Source organism: Kutzneria sp. NPDC052558, assembly GCF_044547355.1.
Lineage (GTDB): Bacteria > Actinomycetota > Actinomycetes > Mycobacteriales > Pseudonocardiaceae > Kutzneria.
The window spans coordinates 407875-428548 of the sequence record NZ_JBIUAG010000005.1 but is presented as its reverse complement, the minus strand read 5'-3'; the positions used below and the strand labels follow the sequence as shown (position 1 = coordinate 428548).

At 70.8% G+C, this 20674-nt stretch carries 11 protein-coding genes; 10 read left to right on the top strand and 1 reads right to left on the bottom strand.

The features are described from left to right. Window positions 1-15 precede the first annotated feature (15 nt). Both ACIG5F_RS12745 and ACIG5F_RS12740 read left to right on the top strand, forming a co-directional pair. A complete protein-coding gene (locus ACIG5F_RS12745) occupies window positions 16-879 on the top strand; it encodes an ROK family protein (protein ID WP_396517777.1) in 864 nt (287 codons plus the stop codon). Beyond that, window positions 876-1895: a LacI family DNA-binding transcriptional regulator gene (locus ACIG5F_RS12740; protein WP_396517776.1), complete on the top strand. Its 1020-nt coding sequence runs from the start codon at window positions 876-878 to the stop codon at window positions 1893-1895. Before ACIG5F_RS12745 ends, ACIG5F_RS12740 begins: the two co-directional genes overlap by 4 nt. Before the next feature lie 99 nt (window positions 1896-1994). Here ACIG5F_RS12740 and ACIG5F_RS12735 read toward each other — a convergent pair whose 3' ends face one another. Beyond that, window positions 1995-3845 carry a hypothetical protein gene (locus ACIG5F_RS12735; protein WP_396517775.1) on the bottom strand — a complete coding sequence of 617 codons (1851 nt, stop codon included), beginning with the start codon at window positions 3843-3845 and terminating at the stop codon, window positions 1995-1997. Between the two features lie 212 nt (window positions 3846-4057). Between ACIG5F_RS12735 and ACIG5F_RS12730 the strand changes: the two genes are divergently transcribed. From ACIG5F_RS12730 to ACIG5F_RS12695, 8 genes are all read left to right on the top strand, one after another. Then, on the top strand, window positions 4058-5719 hold the full coding sequence (locus ACIG5F_RS12730; RefSeq protein WP_396517774.1) for a PHP domain-containing protein: 1662 nt from the start codon (window positions 4058-4060) through the stop codon (window positions 5717-5719). After that, window positions 5716-6246, top strand: coding sequence for a hypothetical protein (locus ACIG5F_RS12725; protein WP_396517773.1), 531 nt, complete (start codon window positions 5716-5718; stop codon window positions 6244-6246). Before ACIG5F_RS12730 ends, ACIG5F_RS12725 begins: the two co-directional genes overlap by 4 nt. 76 nt (window positions 6247-6322) lie before the next feature. Beyond that, the gene (locus ACIG5F_RS12720; protein WP_396517772.1) at window positions 6323-7879 is read left to right on the top strand and encodes an alkaline phosphatase D family protein; all 1557 of its coding nucleotides are present in this window, start codon (window positions 6323-6325) and stop codon (window positions 7877-7879) included. 202 nt (window positions 7880-8081) lie between these two features. Beyond that, a complete protein-coding gene (locus ACIG5F_RS12715; RefSeq protein WP_396517771.1) occupies window positions 8082-11162 on the top strand; it encodes a type I polyketide synthase in 3081 nt (1026 codons plus the stop codon). Next, window positions 11162-16816, top strand: a complete 5655-nt coding sequence (locus tag ACIG5F_RS12710; RefSeq protein ID WP_396517770.1) for a MupA/Atu3671 family FMN-dependent luciferase-like monooxygenase — start codon at window positions 11162-11164, stop codon at window positions 16814-16816. The genes ACIG5F_RS12715 and ACIG5F_RS12710 overlap by 1 nt, the downstream gene beginning before the upstream one ends. Beyond that, complete coding sequence (locus ACIG5F_RS12705; RefSeq protein ID WP_396517769.1) at window positions 16813-18216, top strand: condensation domain-containing protein; 1404 nt, start codon at window positions 16813-16815, stop codon at window positions 18214-18216. The genes ACIG5F_RS12710 and ACIG5F_RS12705 overlap by 4 nt, the downstream gene beginning before the upstream one ends. Then, window positions 18213-19388: a cytochrome P450 gene (locus ACIG5F_RS12700; RefSeq protein ID WP_396517768.1), complete on the top strand. Its 1176-nt coding sequence runs from the start codon at window positions 18213-18215 to the stop codon at window positions 19386-19388. Before ACIG5F_RS12705 ends, ACIG5F_RS12700 begins: the two co-directional genes overlap by 4 nt. 11 nt (window positions 19389-19399) lie before the next feature. Then, window positions 19400-20623 (top strand): MFS transporter, encoded by a 1224-nt coding sequence (locus ACIG5F_RS12695; RefSeq protein ID WP_396517767.1) that lies wholly within the window; start codon window positions 19400-19402, stop codon window positions 20621-20623. Window positions 20624-20674 lie beyond the last annotated feature (51 nt).

Below are 20674 nucleotides of genomic sequence, written 5' to 3'. Positions count from 1 at the left end.
CCTTTCGGAGGACAAATGGATCCGGTGCCGGTGCTGGAGATCGGCGGGACCCACGTGACGGCGGCGCTGGTGCGCGACGGCTCGGCGGAGATCGCCGTGCGGCTGCCGTTGACTCCGAACGGCGGCAAGGCGGAGATCCTGGACGGCATCGCCGCGGCGGCGGCGAAACTCGACGCCCCGGCCGGGGCGCAGTGGGGCGTCGCGGTGCCGGGGCCGTTCGACTACGAGGCGGGCATCGGACTGTTCCAGGACGTCGGCAAGTTCGAGTCGCTGTACGGCGTCGACGTGAAGGCCGAGTTGACGCGACGGCTGCCCGAGCCGGCCGGGCTGCGATTCCTCAATGACGCCGACGCGTTCGGCATCGGCGAGCACGTTGCCGGGGCGGCAGCCGGGCATCGTCGAGCGGTCTGCCTCACGCTCGGCAGTGGCATCGGATCGGCGTTCCTCGACGACGGCGTGCCGGTGAACGACGGCCCGCTGGTGCCGCCCGACGGCAGCGCCCACCTGGTGCGCTACCTGGGCCGGCCGCTGGAGGAAACCGTGTCACGGCGGGCGATTCGCGCCGCCTACGCCGGCGAGGACTCCCCCGACGTGCACGCCATCGCGGAGCTGGCCCGCACCGGCGACCGGCATGCCCAAACCGTGCTGGCCAACGCCTTCCACGCGCTCGGCGCGGCGATCGGCCCGTGGCTGGCCAGGTTCGAGGCGACGGTGCTGGTCGTCGGCGGCTCGATCGCCGCGTCCTGGGATCTGGTCGAGGGTCCGCTGAAGGCGAGCCTGCACTCCGCCGCCGAGCTGCGCACCGCCCTGCGCGCGGTGGACGCCCCGCTGCTCGGCGCGGCGTGGTGGGCCACCCGGACTGATCATCACCTACAATGACCGAAAAGCGTGCCGATTTCACAGAAAGCGCCACCGCCGTGCCTCCGAACGCGACGCCCACGATGCGCGACGTGGCGGCGCGGGCCGGGGTGAGCGCGATGACCGTGTCGCGGGTGCTCAAGGACGAGAACGTCAGCGAGGCGACGCGGGACCGGGTGCTGGCGGCCGTGCGGGAGTTGGGCTACCGCCGCAACGAGGTGGCCCGCAACCTCCGGCTGGGCCGGCCCAGCGGCATGATCGGCCTGGTCGTCACCAATCTCGGCAACCCCTTCTACTCCCAGCTCGCGCTGGGCGCGGAGCAGGTGGCCGAGGAGCACGGGCTGCGGCTGGTGCTCGGCAACACCGCCGGGCAGGTCCAGCGCGAGCACGAGCTGGTCGAGGACCTGGTCGCCCGCCGGGTCGACGGCATGATCGTGGTGCCGGCCGGGTCCCGCCACCAGCACCTGGATCCCTTGGCGCTGGGCGGGATTCCGATCGTGCTCGCGGCCAGCCCGCCGGCCGGCATCGATGTGGACACTGTGTTGGTGGACGACTTCGGCGGCGCTCACGCCGCCACCGCCACGCTGGTGGCCGAGGGACACCGGGCCATCGGCTTCCTGGGCAACGCGCCCACCCGGTACACCGGGGCCGAGCGGTTCCGGGGCTACTGGGCGGCGCACGAAGAGGCCGGGCTGGCCCCGCGTGAGGACCTCATCCGCCGCGGGCCGGACGACGTCGCCGCCGCCACCCGAGACCTGGTCGGCCGGGCGACCGCCCTGTTCTGCACCAACAACCGGCTGACCGTGGCCGCCTACCGGGAGATCCGCCGCCTGTCCGCCGACACCGTGCTCGCCGGCTTCGACGACTTCGAGCTGGCCGACCTGCTGGACCGGCCGATCACCGTGGTCTCCTACGACGCCCACGAGGTCGGCCGCCGCGCCGCCACCCTGCTGCTCGACCGCCTCGGCCCCGGCGCCGGCCAACCGGCCCGCCGCACCATCGTCCCCACCACCACCGTCCGCCGCGGCCACCCCTGACGTCAGGAAAGACCCGTTCCTGGCGTCCGGCGCAGTGAAAGGGCCGTTCCTGGCGTTGGGCGAGAGGAGACGTCCCTTGACCTTGGGGGCAGCGGGGGGTCAGTTGCTGATCACGGAGGTGTTCAGGCCCTGGTCGTAGTGGTTATGGGCGATCTGGATGCCGGTGCTGCCCTGGAAGACGAACAGCGGCGAGGTGTAGGGCGGGGCGCTCGGGGCGTCGAGGCGGCGGACGGTGTTGTCGCTGAAGGTGAAGCCGCCGACGCTCTTGGCGTCGACCACCGTGACGTCGCCGATGTCGAACCGGTTGTCCTCGACGGAGATGTTGTGGTGCACGGGATTGGCCGGGTCCACCACCTGGTTGGTGGGATTGACGATGATCACCGGGCTGGACGGCCGGGTGAAGGTGTTGTCGCGGATCTTGACGTCGCGCACGGCCCCGGACTCGAACCACTGGTAGGCGTCGGCGGCGACCTGCACGCTGGACATGGTCATGCCGTCGAACGTGTTGTGGGCGATGAGCACCGGCTTGGGCGTGGTGACCAGGACGCCGCGGGTGGGCACGTTGCGGAAGGTGTTGCCGGTGATCACCACCGACGGGGTGTAGGTGAGGTTCTCCGCGACCGTGCCGCCGATGTGCACGCCGGCCGGCGCCGGCCGGTCGAGCTTGACGGTCATGGTGGTCAACGACTTGCTGTGGTCGGAGCCGCTGGGCCCGTCGACCGCGACGACCTTCGCCTGGCCGCCGGCCACCGGGGTGGTGGTGAGCATGTCGACGAGCTGGAGCTGGTCGCCGGGGTAGAACTGCGGGAAGCCGGCGGTCTGCGGGTGCTCGTAGGACAGGGTCAGGGTGTCGGCGGCGGGCTGGCCGACGACCTCGACGTAGGTGCCGTGGATGTTGATCGGGTCGTCCTGCGGACCGTCGAACAGGCAGTCGGTGATGGACACTCTGCCCTTGACCCCGGACATCTGCACGAAGTCGGCGAACGACGCGGTCGAGCGGCCCGAGCGCGGGTCGGAAGCGAAGTTCACGCGGTCGATGGTGATGTCCTGGCTGAACTGGCCGACCATGCCGAAGGTCTGGAGGTAGTAGGCGTTCATCGAGCGCAGCGTGACGTTGCTGGACTCCCAGATGAACGCCCCCGGCTGGGCCCGCTCGATCAGCCGCATCTGGTACACCAGCCCGGCGTCGGTCGGGGCGGTCCCGGTGGTGTAGTCGATGCGGATCCGCCGGTTGCCCAGGTCCGTAACGGCTGAGACGTTACTGAACAGCGGGTTGTCGGCCCGCCAGGTGCGCTGCTGGACCGGATCGTGGATCTGGTTGTACTCCAACCCGTCCGTGCCCGACCAGTACGGCTGCCCGGTGACCGGGCTGGTCTCGCCGAGCCAGGTGATGTGCGTGCCGTTGACCTTGTACGGGCTGCCGGCGGGGATGGACAGCACGCGGTAGGCGTGCCCGCCGGAGACGCCGGCGGACGCGATCGTGGCGTCGACGACCTCGGGCGCGGCGTAGTCGAACGAGAAGTTCGTGAACGTCACGTTGGTCGAGCGGATCGCCGCGAACGCCGTCTGGAGGCCGTGGTAGATCAGCTCGGCCCCGCCGCCGTCGATCGTGACGTCGTGCATGTCCTCGACCAGCAGGCCGATCGTCTTGTCGCGATACTGCTGATCGGCCCCGACGGTGTTGGAGACGTACAGCTCGCGGGTCTCGGCCCGCTCCGGATAGAGCTGGTAGGCGCCCTTGGGGAAGACGATGCGAACCGGCCGGGTGTTGTGGCTCCTGGCGTAGCGCAGGGCCGCGGTGACCGCGGGCGCGGAGTCGACCCGCCCGCTCGGATCGGCCCCGAACGCCGCCACGTTGACCACGACCGGCGACGTCGCCGGGGCCGCGACGGCGGTCGCGCCGCCGCTGGCCACCATCAACGCCACACCCAGCAGCAAGAACCGCGACATTGCGCCTCCGACCCGGGTCGTCGTCCAGCAGATCGTGGACGATCGATGATTTCTGACGGAAACAAAGTCTGAAGACATCGGACCTCTTGGTCAAGCCACCAATGAGCACGCAGCCGATCGACACCTCCGCGTCATATGCCGTTTAGACGCAGTTTGTCCACGCAGGTGAGGCTTCGCCCGGAACGCCCGAGTCGCCCCGGAAAGAGGTCCAGGTGGGACACCATCACCATCACCACTCGCACGAGCCCGTGCCGGCCGTCGCCGACCCCGCGGTGCCGGACGAGGCGCTCAGCCCCGACGAGTTATCGCGCAGATCGATGTTCCGGCGGGCCGGGCTGCTGGGCGCCGGCCTGGCCTCGGCCAGCGTGCTGACCGCGGGCGTCGCCTCCGCCGCCCCCGAGCGCGACCGCCCGTCGCGCAACGGTTTCCAGTGGCTGGCCGGTGACCACCACATCCACACCCAGTACAGCTCCGACGGCAAGTACCGGGTGATCGACCACGTCCGGCACGCCAACGCCTACGGGCTGGACTGGATGGTCATCACCGACCACGGCAGCGAGCAGCACGCCAAGATCGGCGTGGACAAGGTCAACCCGGACATCGTGGCCGCCCGCGACGCCGTCGAGGACACGCTGGTGTTCCAGGGCCTGGAGTGGAACATCCCGGCCGCCGAGCACGGCACCGTGTTCGTGCACCCCGGGCGCAACGAGGTCGCGCTGCTCAAGGAGTTCGAGAACTCCTACGACGGCGTGGTCAAGGCGGCCACCGCCGGCACCCCGGCCAACGAGGCGCTGGCCATCGCCGGCGTCAACTTCCTGGCCGACGCCGTGCGCCGCCGCCGCGTGCAGGACGCCCTGTTCCTGGCCAACCACCCGGCCCGCAAGGGAATCGACTCGCCGCACGAGATCCGCGCGTGGCGCGACGCCGCCCCGTCGATCGCCGTCGGCATGGAGGGCGCGCCCGGCCACCAGGGGGCCGGCATCCCCGCGCCGCACGGCCCCGGCAGCGGCCGCGGCGGCTACGACAACAGCCCCAGCGCCGACTCCTTCCCCGGCTACCCGCTGGAGAGCTACCGCACCTGGGGCGGCTTCGACTGGATGACCTCGACCGTCGGCGGCCTGTGGGACAGCCTGCTGGCCGAGGGCAAGCCGTGGTGGATCACCGCCAACTCCGACTCGCACAACGTCTACGCCGACAACGCGGTGCGCGGCCCGGGCTCGGACTTCGTCAAGAACGGCAAGTACAACGACCCGGTCTACGGCGGCGACCTCAACCTGACCGACGCCGACTTCTGGCCCGGCTACTACTCCCGGACCCACGTCGGCGCGCGGGACTTCTCCTACGCCGCGGTGATGGACGGCATCCGCGCCGGCCGGGTGTGGGTCGACCACGGCGGCCTGATCAGCGGGCTGGACGTGCGGCTGCGGGCCCGCAACGGCCGGGACGAGGTGCCGCTGGGCGGCATGCTGCACGTCCGCCGGGGCGCCGAGGTCGACCTGGTGATCTCCGTGGATCTGGCCAACGGCCCCAACTGGGCCCAGTTCGTGCCGCTGCTGGCCCGTATCGACGTGATCGCCGGCGACGTCACCGGCGCCGCCGCCGACCGTGACGGCTTCGTCGCCCCGACCGCCAAGGTCGTGAAGTCCTTCGAGGTCACCAAGTCCACCGGCGCCGTGCGGTTCACCTACCCGCTGGGCCGGGTCGACCGGCCCCGCTACGTGCGGCTGCGCGGCACCGACGGCAACCGCACCGCCGTGGGCATCCGGGGCGCGGCCGTCGATCCCGTCGGGCCGGCCATGGACGTGCTCGGCTCCGCCGACCCGTGGCGGGACCTGTGGTTCTACACCAACCCGTTGTGGGTCCTGCCGTCGTGACCCTCTTCGGCGTCGACACCGGCAGTCGATCGCTGCGGGAGGCGGACCACCTGATCCACGACCTCGTGGACCGTCTCCGCCTCCCGGTCGTCGCCTGCACCCACCTCATCCGCGGGGCACACCCCCATGTCGCTGTGTCCCTTGACGTCGACAAAGACAGGCTCGAACTCGACGGCGGCGTCGCCACCGCCGCCGATCGTTCGGGTCCGCCCGACCTCGCGGCCGCCGCCTTCGAGGCCCTCACCCGCCACGGCGTCTCCGGCCGCGCCGTCGTCTTCCCCGGCTCCTCGGAGCTGACCGGCACCGTCTCCATCGCCGATCTGCTGGCCCGCTCCCCCATCACCCGCCTGCACGTCATCGGAGGTCCGGACCACCCCGGCCCCGACGACGTGCTCGACACCCGTGACCACCTCCGCCCCGAATGGCAGGCCGGCGAACTGGTGCTGGCCGTCACCCCGGCCGGGTCCGGGCGATATGCCCCGTTCGAGGTGCCCAACCCCACTCCCTGCTGCGCCGACCACCACTGAGCTTCACCGACCGGTCACGTGGCGTTCGCCCCGGCGGGATAGGAAGCTGGGGAACCACGAGTCTGGAGGTCGAGTGATGGTCTTGTCCCGGCGCACGCTGTTCCGCGGGGCGGTCGCCGCTGGCGGCGCGATGGTGGCGGGCGGGTTGGCGGCGGGGCCGGCCGGGGCGGCACCCGGGCTGGTCCGGGCCGGTCGGCCGGCGCTGACGCACGGGCTGCAGAGCGGTGACGTGCTGGCCGACCAGGCCACGGTGTGGGCCCGGTCGGACCGGCCGGCCCGGATGCTGGTGGAGGTGGCCACCGATCCGACGTTCCGCCGGGCCAGGCGGGTGCCGGGGGCGCTGCTGCTGCCGGGGTCGGACTTCACCGGCAAGACGGTGCTGTGCGATCTGCCCGACGGCACGGACATCTACTATCGGGTGACGCCGGTCGACCTGCACGACTCGTCGCTGGCCGGCGAGGCGCTGACCGGGCGCCTGCGCACAGTGCCGCGGCGGGCGAAGGACGTTTCCTTTGTGTGGTCGGGTGATCTGGCCGGGCAGGGCTTCGGCATCGACACCGCGCGCGGCGGCTACCGGATCTTCGAGCAGATGCGCAAGCTGGACCCCGACTTCTACCTCTGCAACGGCGACAACATCTACGCCGACGACCCGATCGAGCCGACGGTGACACTGCCGGACGGCAGCCTGTGGCGCAACATCGTCACCGAGGAGAAGTCCAAGGTCGCCGAGACGCTGGCCGAGTTCCGGGGCAACTACAAGTACAACCTGCTGGACGAGAACCTGCGCCGGTTCTACGCCGAAGTGCCGCAGATCCAGCAGTGGGACGACCACGAGACGCACAACAACTGGTACCCGGGCGAGATCCTGGACGACCCGCTGTACACCGAGAAGCGGGTCGACGTGCTGAAGTACCGGGCCCGCCAGGCCTATCACGAGTACGTGCCGATCAATCCGGTGTACGACAAGGAGAACCGCATCTACCGGGTGCTGCACCACAGGCCGCTGCTGGACGTGTTCGTGCTGGACATGCGCTGGTACCGGGACGCCAACTCCCCGGACAAGCAGGCGTTCAACGACGGCGGCATCCTCGGTTTCGAGCAGGCGGCCTGGCTGAAGCGGGAACTCGCCCGGTCCACCGCCACGTGGAAGGTGATCTCCAACGACATGCCGCTGTGCGAGGTGGTCACCGACGCCGGCGGCAAGTTCGAGGCGGTTTCCCAGGGGGACAACGGAAAGCCGCTCGGCCGGGAGCTCCAGATCGCCGACCTGCTCAGCTTCGTCAAGCGTCAGCGCATCCGCAACACCGTGTGGCTGACCACCGACGTGCACTACACGGCGGCGCACTACTTCGACCCGGACAAGGCGGCGTTCCAGGACTTCGACCCGTTCTGGCAGTTCACGTCCGGTCCGCTCAACGCCGGCGCGTTCCCGCCCGCCGCCGTGGACACCACGTTCGGCGCGCAGCAGGTCTTCGTCAAGGCACCCCCGTACGCGAACGCCTCACCGGCCACCGAGTTCCAGTTCTTCGGGCAGATCTCGGTGTCCGCGGAGACGGAGGCGATGACCGTGCGGCTGCGGGACAACTCCGGCGCGGTGCTGTGGTCGAAGGACTTGGCGCCTCACGGGCGGTGACTATGTCTGGAGGCATAGCCGCCATCTGAGTGAATCCGACCGAAGCTCGGTTGAGGACGCAAACAAACCGACCCTCTGTCAAGAGATGCGGGCTACCCGAAGGTATGTCCAATCGGACATTTCTTCCACGGCGGCACGGCTGCCACGATGGGCACTCGGGCCCGTCGTGGCGGCCCGCCGGGGGAAGTGAGGGTGTCCGCGCATGTCCGACTGCGCTCCGATCGCGGTGATAGGCACCGCGTTCCGCCTGCCGGGCAGCGACAGCCGCCGGCAGTTCTGGCGGGACATCCGCGCCGGCACGGTGCACATCCACCGGTTCGACGCCGCTGAGCTGGCCGACATCGCGCCCGACGACGACCACATGGCGGCCAGCGCGCTGCTGTCGGACATCGCCGGCTTCGACGCCGAGTTCTTCGGCATGACCGAGCGCGAAGCCACGGTCATGGACCCGCAGCTGCGGCTGTTCCTGGAGTGCTGCCACCACGCCTTGGAGGACGGCGGGTACGGCGCGCCGGGCGAGGACCTGCGGGTCGGGGTGTACGCGTCGGCGGGCTTCCACCTGTATCCGCTGCACACCTATCTGCACAACAACATCGACCGCGAGCCGGCCGGCCGGAGCTGGGCCGCCAACGTCGAGCTGATCATCGGCAACTACGCCGACTTCCTGGCCACCCAGACCTGCTACCGGCTGGGGCTCAACGGTCCGGCGTTCTCCGTGCAGAGCGCGTGTTCCAGCGGCCTGGCCGCGCTGCACGTGGCCTGCCAGGGCCTGCGCTCCGGGGACGCCGACATCGCGCTGGCCGGGGCGGCGGCAGTGCACGTCCCGCAGGTCACGGCGTACGAACGGGTCCGCGGCACCAGCCTGTCGCCGACCGGTGAGTGCCGGGCGTTCGACGCCATGTCCAACGGCACGGTCGGCGGCCAGGGCGTGGCCGCGGTGCTGCTCAAGCGGTTGGACCGCGCGCTGGCCGACGGGGACACGATCCACGCGGTGATCGAGGGCATCGGCGTCACCAACGACGGCTCCGGCAAGCGGTCCTACACCGCGCCGAGCCCGACGGCCCAGCGCGACGCGACCTTGCGGGCATTGGCACAGGCCCGGGTCACGCCGACCGACATCGGCTACGTCGAGACCCACGGCACCGGGACCTACAAGGGCGATCCGATCGAGTTCGCCGGGCTCACCGAGGCCTATCGCCGGCACACCGACGCCGTCGGATTCTGCGCGCTGGGCGCGAACAAGCCGGCCATCGGGCACAGCGACGCGTGCAGCGGCTTCGCCGGGCTGATCAAGGCGATGCTGGTGCTGCGGCACGGCGAGATCCCGCCGCTGCCCAACTTCGTGCGGCCCAATCCGTTGCTGGAGCTGGAAGGAAGCCCGTTCTTCCTGCCGTCACGAGTGCAGCAGTGGCCCCGCAACGGCAAACGGCGGCGGGCCGCCGTGCAGGCCTTCGGCGTCGGCGGCACCAACGTGCACGTCATCCTGGCCGAACCGCCAGAGCGTCAGCATCGAGGCGGCCATCCCGCGCCGGATGTGGTCACTCTGTCCGCACGGACCGAGGACGCTCTCCGCGACAGCGCCCGGGCCCAGCTCGCGGCCCTGGACGACTCGGTGGGCCGCAACGATGTCGTGACCACTTTGACGTTGGGCCGGCGTTCCTTCTCGCACCGTCTGGTTCTGCCGGCCGGCGACCTCGATTCGTTGCGGCACGGGCTTTCCGAGTACCTCCGGGGTGGGCCGAGCCGCGTCGGCGTGGTGCCGGAAGAGGTTGCCGGCATCGCCTTTCTCGCCTCGGGGCAGGGTGGCCGGTTGGCCGGCTCCGCCCGTGGTCTGCACGCCCGCTTCCCCACCGTCCAGCGGGTGCTGGGTCTGGCCGAAGACGTATGTCCCGGGGGTGGTGGTCTGCTCTCCCTGCTGACCTCTGTCCCGGGACAGAGGCGGGTTGTTCCGACATCGCTGGCCCAGCCGGCGCTGTTCGCGTTGCAGGCCGCGCTGGTCGAGCTGTGGCGGGAGTTCGGCCTCGGCCCGGCCGTCGTGGCCGGTCACAGCGTCGGCGAGTTCGGCGCCCTCTACGCCGCCGGTGCGCTGACCTTGGCCGACGGCGTGCGGCTGACCGCCCGGCGGGGCGAGCTGATGCAGGCCATGGCTCCGGGCGGCATGATCGCCGTGCTCGCCGACCGTGACCGGGTGGACGCGATCCTGGATGCCGTGCCCGGCCTCGATCTCGCCGCCGTCAACGGTCCGGCCAACCACGTGCTCGCCGGGCCTTCGGAGCTGCTGGACCGGGTCCGAGGCCTCGACGGAGTGGACGTGCGGACACTGCCGATCGACCGGGCCTTTCACAGCCGCATGCTCGATCCGGTGCTGCCGGCGTTGGCCGAACTCTTCGCCGATGTCGCGATCAAGCCGGTCGAGCTGCCCTTCGTGTCCTGTGTGGACGGTCTCGTGCGCGCCCCCGGCTGGTTGCCCGACACCGCCTACTTCGTCGCCTCCGCCCGGCAGCCCGTGCGGTTCGACGCCGTCCGCCGCACCGTCGACGACCTGGCCGGCTGCGCCGTCGAACTCGGCCCCGACGGTTCGCTCGGCGTGCTGCCCAGCATCCGGCACGCCGACGACGCCCGCACCGTGTTCGACACCGCCGCCGAGCTGTTCCGGCTCGGCCACGATCCCCACTGGTCCCGACTGTTCGCCGGCACCGCCGGCGCCCGGATTCCCTTGCCCGGCTATCCCTTCCAGCATCGCGACTACTGGACCGGCCCGCCGCCCTTGGCCGTGCCGCCGCCGTCCCCGGCCGATGCCCACCCCTCCGAGAGGATTCACGACATGCCCGCAGTGGATTCCGTCGTCACGCGAGTGGTGGAGCTGACCGCCCGCTATGTCGGCGGCGAGATCACCGATCCGCGTCGCCCGTTCACCGCGCTGGGCGCCGACTCCCTGCACCTGGTCAACATGCTGCGGGAGCTCGAACAGCAGTTCACCGTGCGGATCTCCATGCGGGAGCTCCTGGAGGACGCCGACTCCCCGCGCCTGCTGGCCGACCTCATCGCCCAGCGCGCAGGTCTCACGGTCGAGCCCCCTGCCGCGCCGAAGGTCGAGCCGACGGTAACGCCCCCGCCTGCCACCAGCGACACCGCGCCGGTCACTCCCCCACCCGCCAACGGCTACGCCACCCAGGAGTCGGTGGACCGGCTGGCCGCGCAGATCCAGGTGCTGGCCCAGGCCCAGCTGGACCTGGTCACCCAGATCGGCCAGCTGCTGGCCAGCAACCGGGGTGGGCAGTGATGCCGGACGGCCTGGAACAGATCCGGCTCTCGATCGCCAGCGTCCTCACCCAGCCGCCACCAGCGCCGGAAGCACCCGCGCCCGTGGTGCATGGGCCGCGGGTGCAGGTCGACCCGGACTCGGGGATGGTCGATGGCTCGTCGGACCGCCAACAGCGGGCCCTCGATGACCTGGTGGCGCGGTTCACCAACCGTACCAAGGGATCGAGGCAGCTCGCCGAACGGTTTCGGCCGCGGTTGGCGGACAGCCGGGCGATCGTGGGATTTCGGCGGCACACCAAGAACATGCACTACCCGATCGCGGGCCGGGAGGCACACGGTGCGTACCTGACCGACGTCGACGGGAACGAGTATGTCGACATCACGATGGGGTTCGGCACGCTGTTGTTCGGTCACGACCCGGAGTTCGTGACGGAGGCGGTGCGCGGCCACCTCGCCCGGGGCCTGAGGCTGGGGCCACGCAGCCAGGACACGGGTGAGGCGGCGGAACTGCTGTGTGAACTGACGGGGCACGAGCGGGTGGCGTTCGCCAACTCGGGCACGGAAGCCAACGCTGCGGCGATCCGGCTGGCACGGGCGGCCACGGGTCGGGACCGCATCGTCACGTTCACGGGTTCATACCACGGACATGCCGACAACGTGCTGGGCACGGCGTCGAGGGAGGATGCCCTGACGACAGTGCCGGTGTCGACCGGCATCCCCCGCAGCGCGGTGGCCGATCAGGTGGTGCTGGACTACGGCGACCCGGCAGCCCTGGAGACGATCGAGCGGATCGCCGGCACCGTGGCGGCGGTGCTGGTGGAGCCGGTGCAGAGCCGCCATCCGCTGACCCAGCCGGTGGAATTCCTGCGCCGGCTGAGGGAGATCACCGCGCGCACGGGCATCGTGCTGATCTTCGACGAGATGCTGACCGGCTTCCGCCCGCACCTGCGGGGCGCGCAGGGCTGGTCGGGGGTGACGGCGGATGTCGCCACCTACGGCAAGGTGCTCGGCGGCGGCTTCCCCATCGGCGCGATCGCCGGCCGGGCCGATGTCCTCGACGGCGTCGACGGCGGCCTGTGGCACTTCGACGACGACAGCCGGCCGATGCGGGACACCACGTTCTTCGGCGGCACCTACATCCAACACCCGGTGTCGATGGCGGCGGCGAAGGCCGTGCTGACGCATCTCCGCGACAGCGGCCCGGGCCTGCAAGAGGCGTTGAACGCCCGCACCGACGGCATGGTCGCCCGGCTCAACCAATTCTTCACCGACGAGGAATTCCCGCTCCACGTCGAGCATTTCGGCTCCATGTTCCGCTTCCGCCACCATGGCGATCTTGAGCTGCTCTACCACCAGCTGCTGATGCGCGGCGTGCTGGTGTGGGAGTGGCGCAACTTCTTCCTGTCCACCGCACACACCGACGCCGACGTGGACCGAATCGTCGGCGCCGTGCAGGACTCGTTGCGGGACATGCGCAGCACCGGCTTTCTGAAGCCGGCGGCCAGGAAAACCCCGCCGCCCCAGCGGAAACTGGACCTCGGTCTCTACTTCTTCGGCGACTACCCCGCCGACAGTCCCGAGTCGTACGATCTGCTGCTGGACGCCGCCCAGTACGCCGACCAGCACGACTTCTCCTCAGTGTGGCTGCCGGAGCGGCATTTCCACTCGTTCGGTGGCATCTTCCCGAATCCGGCGGTGGTGGCCGCGGCCGTGGCCACCAAGACCGACCGGATCCGCATCAACGCCGGCTCGGTCGTGCTGCCCCTGCACGACCCGATCCGAGTGGCCGAGGAATGGTCCATTGTGGACAACTTGAGCCGCGGACGGATCGGGCTCGGCTGTGCGAACGGTTGGAGTCCACGGGACTTCGTGCTACGGCCCGAAAACTTCGGCCGGCACCGTGAGCTGATGTACGAGCAGGTAGAGCAGGTGCGGGCACTCTGGCGCGGCGAGGAGATCATCCGCCGTGGCGGCGACGGCAGCGAGCAGCAGGTCCGGCTGTTCCCCCGGCCGGTGCAGCCCGAGGTGCCGATGTACGCCGCCGTGGTCAACCGCCCGGAGTCGTTCGAGCAGGCGGGCCGGGCCGGTCTCGGCGTGGTCACCAACCTGATGGCCCAGACCATCGAGCAGCTGGCCGAGAACATCGCCCGCTATCGCGCGGCCCGCGCATCGGCCGGCCTGGACCCCGAGACCGGCCGGGTCAGTCTGCTGCTGCACACCTATCTCGCCGCCGACGCCGCCGAGGCCCGCGACGCCGCCCGTGAGCCCCTGATCAGGTACCTTCGCTCCTCGCTGGACCTGCTCAGCCGGGTCACCAGCAGTCTCGGCGTCGGGACCGATCTCGGCTCGACCGACGCCGACGATCTGGACTACCTGTTCCGCCGGGGCTACGACCGCTACTGCGCCGAACGGGCCTTGATCGGCTCCCCGGACAGCGTCGCCGCCACCGTCGAGGCCGTCCGCGCCGCCGGCGTCGACGAGATCGCCGCCCTGATCGACTTCGGCGTGCCCGCCGACGGCCTGCGCACCGGCCTGTCCCACCTCAACACCCTCCGCCAGCACATCACTGCCCCACCCCACCGCCCCCAAAACCCACCCCGCCCCCAAGATCAACGCTCCAATCCTCTCGTTCAACGTCAGGAAGGACCCCTTCACAACGTTGAACGTCAGGAAGGGCCCCTTCATGACGTTCAACGTCAGTATGGGGCCCTTCATGACACAAAAAGTGGGGTGGCGACGGCGGGGCAGCGGCGGGTGTGGCTGGCCTCGGAACTGACGCCGCCGAGGACCTACAACGAGTTGCAGGCGGTCGAGCTGACCGGGGAGCTTGACGTCGAGGTGCTGCGCAAGGCGTTGGCGCTGGCCAGTTCCCGGCACGAGGGCCTGCGCACGGTGTTCCGCCTGGTCGGTGACGACGTCCACCAGGTGGTCTTGGCCGATGCCAACGCCCCGACGCCGCTGCCGCTGGTCGACCGAACGGCCGACGATCCCGACAAGGCCATCACCGATGCGCTCAGGCGGGCGTCCGAAGTGGACTATGACCTCGCTCAGGGGCCTTTGACCCACTGGGAATTGCTCCGCCTTGCGCCGCGACGCCATCTCCTGGTGGCGGGCATGCACCACATCGTCGGCGATGCGCACTCGATGGGTTTGCTGTGGCGAGACCTCAGCGCCGCCTATCGGGCCCTGCACAATGGTGACGCCCCAGTCTTCGCCGAAGCCGGCTCGTGCCTGGACGTTCCGGCTCCGGACAAGGAGATCGAGGACAGGGACCTGGCCTGGTGGCGGGAGCATCTGGGCGAGCACCCGCCGTTGCTGCGGCTGCCGGCGGACCGACCGCGCGGCCGCGACGCGATCGGCCCGGGCGGATCCGTTTACGGCACAGTGGATCGCGAGACCACAGACCGCCTCCGGACGTGGAGCGCGGACCGGCGGGTCACGCTGTTCCTTGCGGTGGCAACTGCCTGGCAGGTGGTGTTGCGGCGGTTCGCCGGGCAGGACGAGTTCCTGCTGGCGACGACGTTCGGCCAGCGGCCGCCGGAGGCCGACAACGTGTTCGGCTTCTTCGTTTCCCTGCTGCCGCTGCGGTGTGCGCTGACCGACGACACCGACCTGGGCGATGCCGCGGTGGCGTGGCGGGATCTGGTGTTCACGGCCGGCGAGCACGCCCAGGCGCCGCTGTCCCGGCTGGCCGGAACCGATGCCGACCTGCGGCGGCTGATCCCGGTGTCGCTGGACTTCGAGGGCGACGTCGTCCGGGCGCTGGACCTGCCCGGAGTACAGGCGGATCTGGTCTCCGGCACCACCGACTCCTCGCCGGTGGAGATGAGTCTGATGATCAGCCGGCGCGGTCCCGAACTGGGCCTGCGGCTGAAGTACGACACCGGCCTGCTCGACGCCGCGACCGCCCGACACTACCTCGACCAGGTTCTCCTTGTGCTGCAAGGAATGACCGATCCGGGCGTGCGGCGGGTGGCCGATCTTCCTGACGTGACCGAGTCCCAGCGCCGGACTCTGCGCGGCTTCGGCGCCGGGGAGCCGCTGGCGCAGCCGGCGGCGACCATGGCCGATCTGGCCGCGGGGCTGAAGGCCACGGTGATCGACGGAGACACCCGCTACGGGCCGGATGAGCTCGCGGCGCTGGCCGATCGGCAGGCCGCAGCCCTCGCCGCCCAGGGGGTCGGCCGCGGCGACATCGTCGGGATCGCCTTGCCCCGTGGGGTTTCCTACCTCGCGGCCGTGCTGGCCGTGATCCGCCTCGGCGCGGCGTTCCTCCCACTCGACGACGCGCAACCGGCAACCCGCCTGGCGGCGATGATCGCCGACGCCCGGCCCAAGGTCATCCTGGACGGCAGCCAACTGCCCGAAGCCACCTCGATCCCGCCCGCTGCCCGGCCTTCGACCGATGACCTGCTGTGCGTCCTCTACACCTCGGGATCGACCGGCACGCCCAAGGGAGTGCGCCTGCGGTACGGCAACCTGGAGGCGTTCCTGGCCGGCTACCAGCAGCGATTCCCAGTGACGGCAACGGATCGCGTGTCCTGGTTCTCGGGCATCGGCTTCGACTACACGCTGGCCGAGACCTGGTCGGCCCTGGCTGCCGGGGCGGAACTGCTGATCGTGCCGGAGGATCTGCGGCTGGACGCGCCCGGCCTGGCGGCCTGGCTGGTCCGCCAGCAGGTCACGGTGGCGAGCGTGCCGACCCCGATCGGCGAGGAGCTGCTGGCCCACCGCTGGCCGGCGGACACCGCGCTGCGCAGGCTGAACATGGGCGGCGAAGCTGTCAACCGCCGCCCGGATACGACCGCGCCGTTCGAGGCGATCAACATCTACGGCCCGGCGGAGACCACTGTTGCCGTGGTGTGCGGTCCGATCGCCGCGACCGGCGACGGGCCGCCGGCGTTGGGGCGCCCGTTGCCGCAGGCGATCCTGGAAATCAGGGACAGCGCCGGACGGACGCTGCCGCCGGGTGCGGTGGGGCGTCTGCACATCGACGGCCCGCAGGTCGCCGGCTACCAGCACAGCGGCCGGTTCGCCGAAGGTTATGACTCCGGCGATCTCGTCCGCTGGGGTGCCGACGGTCAGCTGCACTACCTCGGCCGCGCCGACGACCAGGTCCAGATCCGGGGCGTGCGCGTGGAACCGGCCGAGGTGGCCGCCGCGGTGCTGGCCCTGCCCGGCGTCGCCGACGCGCTCGTGCTCGGTGAGACCGGGCAGAACCGGATTTCCCTTCTGCACGCCCATGTTCGACCGGAACGAACGCCGGAGGACCCGGCCGCGACGATCCGGGTCTGGCGTCGGCAACTGGCCGAGTCGCTGCCGGCGGCGATGGTGCCCGAGCGGTGGACGATCGTGGACCAGTTGGCCCGCAACGGTTCCACCGGTAAGCGGGTCCGGGCCGCCGACAGCACCGAAGAGCGGGTCCGCGCGGCCTGGCGGGACATCCTCGACGCAACAGACATTCCCGACGACGCGACGTTCTTCGAGCTCGGCGGCCACTCGCTGAACGCGATCAAGCTGGTCAACCGGATCGAGCACGAGTTCGGGGTGGCGATCCGGCTGTCCGAGTTCTTCCGGGATCCCACGGTTTCCGGCGTGTGCCGGGCGCTGGCGGCGGCGCCGGCCGGCCAGGTCCCGGCGAAGTCGGAGGCGCGCCGGCAGGGAGCCCTGTGACCGCTGGGGACCTGGTGTGGCGGCTGGAGTCGGCCGGCGTGCGGCTGTGGCACGAGGACGGCCTGATCCGGTTCGACGGGCCGGCCGGCACGGTGACCGACGAGGTGCTGGACGAGCTGCGTTCGCACCGCGACGCCGTCGCCGCGCTGTTGGCCGAGCGAGGGCCAGAGGTGGTGCGGGTGCTGCCGGCCGCCATGGAGCAGCAGCGGATCTGGCGTGCCCTCAGGCATTTGGCGCACCCGGAGGTGTGGCTCAACTGCTTCTACGTCGACGTCGGCACTCGCCTGCACGTCGGTGCCCTGCAAACGGCGATGGACAAGATGATCGCCCGGCACGAGCTGCTGCGCACGGCGATCACCGATCGCGACGGGCAGGCGGTGCTGACTGTGCTGCGGTCGGCCGAAGCGCCGGTCCGGACGCTGCCGGGCGACGACCTGGAGGCCGAGTGCCGGGCTTTCGCGGCCGAGCTCGACTTCGCCCGACCGCCGTTGACCCGGCTGGCCGTGGTTCGTGGCACCGACATCCTGGTGTTGGCGGCGCACCACATCATCACCGACGGCGTGACGATGGACCTGTTCGGCCGTGAACTCGGTGCCCTGTATCGGGAAGCGCTGGACGGCATCCCGGCCCGACTGCCACCGGCAGAGCCGTTCTCGTCCTTCGCCGACCGGGAACGGGTCTGGTCGCAGGCCCACCGCCGAGAGGCCCTGGCCGCACGGACGGCGGCGCTCGGCGATCCGGTGAAACCGTTGGTGTCGGCCGACGACGGCGGAGTGAGCAGCAGCTGGCTGCCGCTCCCGGCCGACGACGGGCCGGCGCTTCGTGCTGTGGCGCAACGGATGCGGGTCCCGGTGTTCGCCGTGATGGCGGCGGCGTGCGCGATCCAGTTGAGGGAACTGACCGGCCGGGCGACGTCCATCATCGGCATGTCGGCCGATTCCCGGTCCGACACCGAGCAACACACCATCGGCCTGCTTCGCCGGCATCTGCCGATCCGTGTCGAGGTCAGGTCCGGCGACACCTGGCGGAGCCTGGTCCGCCGCTGCGCCGACGAGGTTTTCCAGGCCCTGCGGTGGCCTTTGCTGTCGTGCGACGACGTCGAACGGTCCTGGCTGGGCTCGGACGCCGGCCAGCACGTGTTCCCGCAGGTCCTGCTGACCCACCTGCCCGGCTTCTCGCTGGGCATCGACATGGGCGCGGGTTTCGTGCCGTGGGACGAGTTTGTCATGGCCGGCTCGCGCTGCCCGCTGACCCTGGAGATCACCTCCGGCGCGGACGGCGTGCGCATCGGCATGGAGGCCGCGGCCGGGCTGGTCGGCCGCAGCACGATCCAGCGCCTCATGGAGCGATACGCCGAGCTGCTCCGGGACTGCGCCGCCCGGCTGGACGGTGACGTGTGACGGTGATCCTCGACCTGGCCGATCCGTCCACATTCGACGATCCACGGCTGCCCGAGTTCTGGGCGTGGTCACGGAAGGAGGACCCGGTGCACTGGCAGCCGCCGCGTGACGGGCGGCCCGGTTTCTGGGCGGTGACACGGCATCGGGACGTCGTCACCCTGGTCCGGGACACCGACCGGTTCCGGTCCGACCGCGGCAACGTGCTGGATGTGTTGCTGGCCGGCGAGGATCCGGCCGGCGGCCGAATGCTTCCCGTGACCGACGGCGCGGGGCATGCCGCCATGCGTCGGCTCCTCAACCGTCAGTTCACACTCCGGGCTTTGGCCGGTTTCCAGGCGAAAGTCGAGCACCAGGCCCGTTGCCTGGTCGATGCCGCGCGCGAGGCCGGCGCCTGCGACTTCGTCTCGGCGGTCGCCGACGCCCTGCCGGTCCGGACCATCGCCGACCTCATGGCCGTGCCCCGCGCGGATCATGCTGCCCTGCTTGACATCGCTCGCCTCGCACTGGTGACCGCCGGGCAGGGATCGTTGGACCACGAGGACATTCGCACCGCGCGTGGCGATATCGTCCGCTACTTCCTGGGCCTGGCGGCCGAACGCCGGGGCGGTGACGGCGAGGATCCAGTCACCCTGCTGACCCGGGCCCATTCCGTCGAAGACGTGGCGCTCAACTGCTACAGCCTGCTGCTGGGTGGGAACGAGACGACCCGGCTGACGATCGCCGGCATCGGTCAGGCGCTGGCCGAGCATCCCGAGCAGTGGCAGGCATTGCGCTCCGGGGAGGTCGGCCTGGACACCGCGGCCGAGGAGATGTTGCGGTGGACCACCGCCGCCATGCACATCGGACGGACCACCGCGCACGACACCGTGGTCTGCGGTCGGCAGGTGCTCGCCGGCGACATCGTGACGCTGTGGCTGACCTCGGCGAACCGGGACCCGAGCGTGTTCAACGAGCCGGATCGGCTCGACCTGGCCCGGGATCCCAATCCCCACGTCGTGTTCGCCGGCGGGCCGCATTACTGTCTGGGGGCAGAACTGGGGCGGATCGAGGTGCGGGCCGTGCTCGGCGCGCTGCGCGATCTGGTCACCCGGATCGAGCCGGCGGGCCGGGCCGACCGGGTTCGCTCCACCTTCGTGCGGGGGTGCGCGAGCGTGCCAGTGCGACTGAGCTGACGGAGTTGATGGTGTCTTCCGACCAAGGCACGGCGCGGGGCGTCCGGTCCCTGCCGGCGTACGCCTACCTGCTGATCACCGGCAACGCGGTGTCCGCATACGGCACCTACCTGAACATGGTGGCGCTCAACCTGGCCGCCTACCAGATCACCGGCAGCGCCCTGTTCACCGGCCTGTTCCTGACCGCGAAGCTGCTGTGCGGGCTGATCGCCTCGCCGGCCGCCGCACGGCTGATCGCCCGCTTCGGGCACCGCGCCGTCATGGTCACGTCCGACCTGAGCCAGGCCGCCGTGCTCGGGGTGCTCATCCTCACCCCCGCCGCCGCCCACCAGACCGTGCTCTACGCCGTCGCCGTGGTCGCCGGGGCCGGCGGCACGTTCTCCCAGGTGGCCATCCGCAGCTGCGTGCCGCTGCTCGTCGCCGAGGAACACCGCAAGCGGGCCAACGGTTTACTCATCGGCGGCCGGTCCGCCGCCATGATCATCGGCTTCGCCTCGGCCGGCATCGTCGTGTCACTGGCCGGCTACGCCGCCGCCTTCGCCATCGACGCCATCACGTTCGTGGTGTCCGCCACCGCCAATTCCCGCCTGCCGCTCCCCCGCCGCGCACCGGCCGTCGTGTCCGAACCGGCCCCGCGCCGCCGGGGTTTGCTGCCGAACTGGGCCGTCGCCGTCGCCACCGGCACCGCCTCGGCCATCGTGCTGCGGGGAGCCGACGGCTTCGGCTCGTCCTCGCACCAGGTCGGCATGCCCATCTACTCGACGCTGGTCGACCCCGCCGCCCCCGCCGTGTTCGCCGGCCAGTTCTGGGCCGTGTGGGCCGTCGGGTGCATCGTCGCCCAGTGGTGGCTCAGCCGCGCCGCACGCCCCTTCTCCGGCACCGCCCCGATCGCCGTGGGCAGCATCGTCATGTCCAGCGCCTTCATCCTGGTCTTCGCCCACTTCCCCCTGATACCAACACTTCTGTTCGCTTTGGTCGCCGGCATCGCCGACGGCTTCACCGAGTTCACCTACCTGTCCCGCCTCCAGGAGGCCCCCGACGCCGGCCGCGAGGAGGTCTTCGGCGTCGCCGTCGCCGCCGAAACCCTCGGCCTCGGCGGCGGCATGCTCGTCTGCTCCGTGATCCTCCAGTGGCTCTCGCCCTTCCAGGCCGCCCTTCTCCTACACGGCACCGCAATCGTCGTCTCGCTGACGGTGCTCCTACTCCTACGACGCCGCCCCGTCCGCCCGACCTGATGCCAGAAAAGGCCCGATACTGGCAGTGAACGGGGCCTTTCCTGGCGTTTG

Bases quoted from the DNA above. Each gene is read 5' to 3' on its own strand.
- ACIG5F_RS12745 (WP_396517777.1), top strand. From the start codon at position 16: ATGGATCCGGTGCCGGTGCTGGAGATCGGCGGGACCCACGTGACGGCG.
- ACIG5F_RS12740 (WP_396517776.1), top strand. From the start codon at position 876: ATGACCGAAAAGCGTGCCGATTTCACAGAAAGCGCCACCGCCGTGCCT.
- ACIG5F_RS12735 (WP_396517775.1), bottom strand. From the start codon at position 3,845: ATGTCGCGGTTCTTGCTGCTGGGTGTGGCGTTGATGGTGGCCAGCGGC.
- ACIG5F_RS12720 (WP_396517772.1), top strand. From the start codon at position 6,323: ATGGTCTTGTCCCGGCGCACGCTGTTCCGCGGGGCGGTCGCCGCTGGC.
- ACIG5F_RS12715 (WP_396517771.1), top strand. From the start codon at position 8,082: ATGTCCGACTGCGCTCCGATCGCGGTGATAGGCACCGCGTTCCGCCTG.
- ACIG5F_RS12710 (WP_396517770.1), top strand. From the start codon at position 11,162: ATGCCGGACGGCCTGGAACAGATCCGGCTCTCGATCGCCAGCGTCCTC.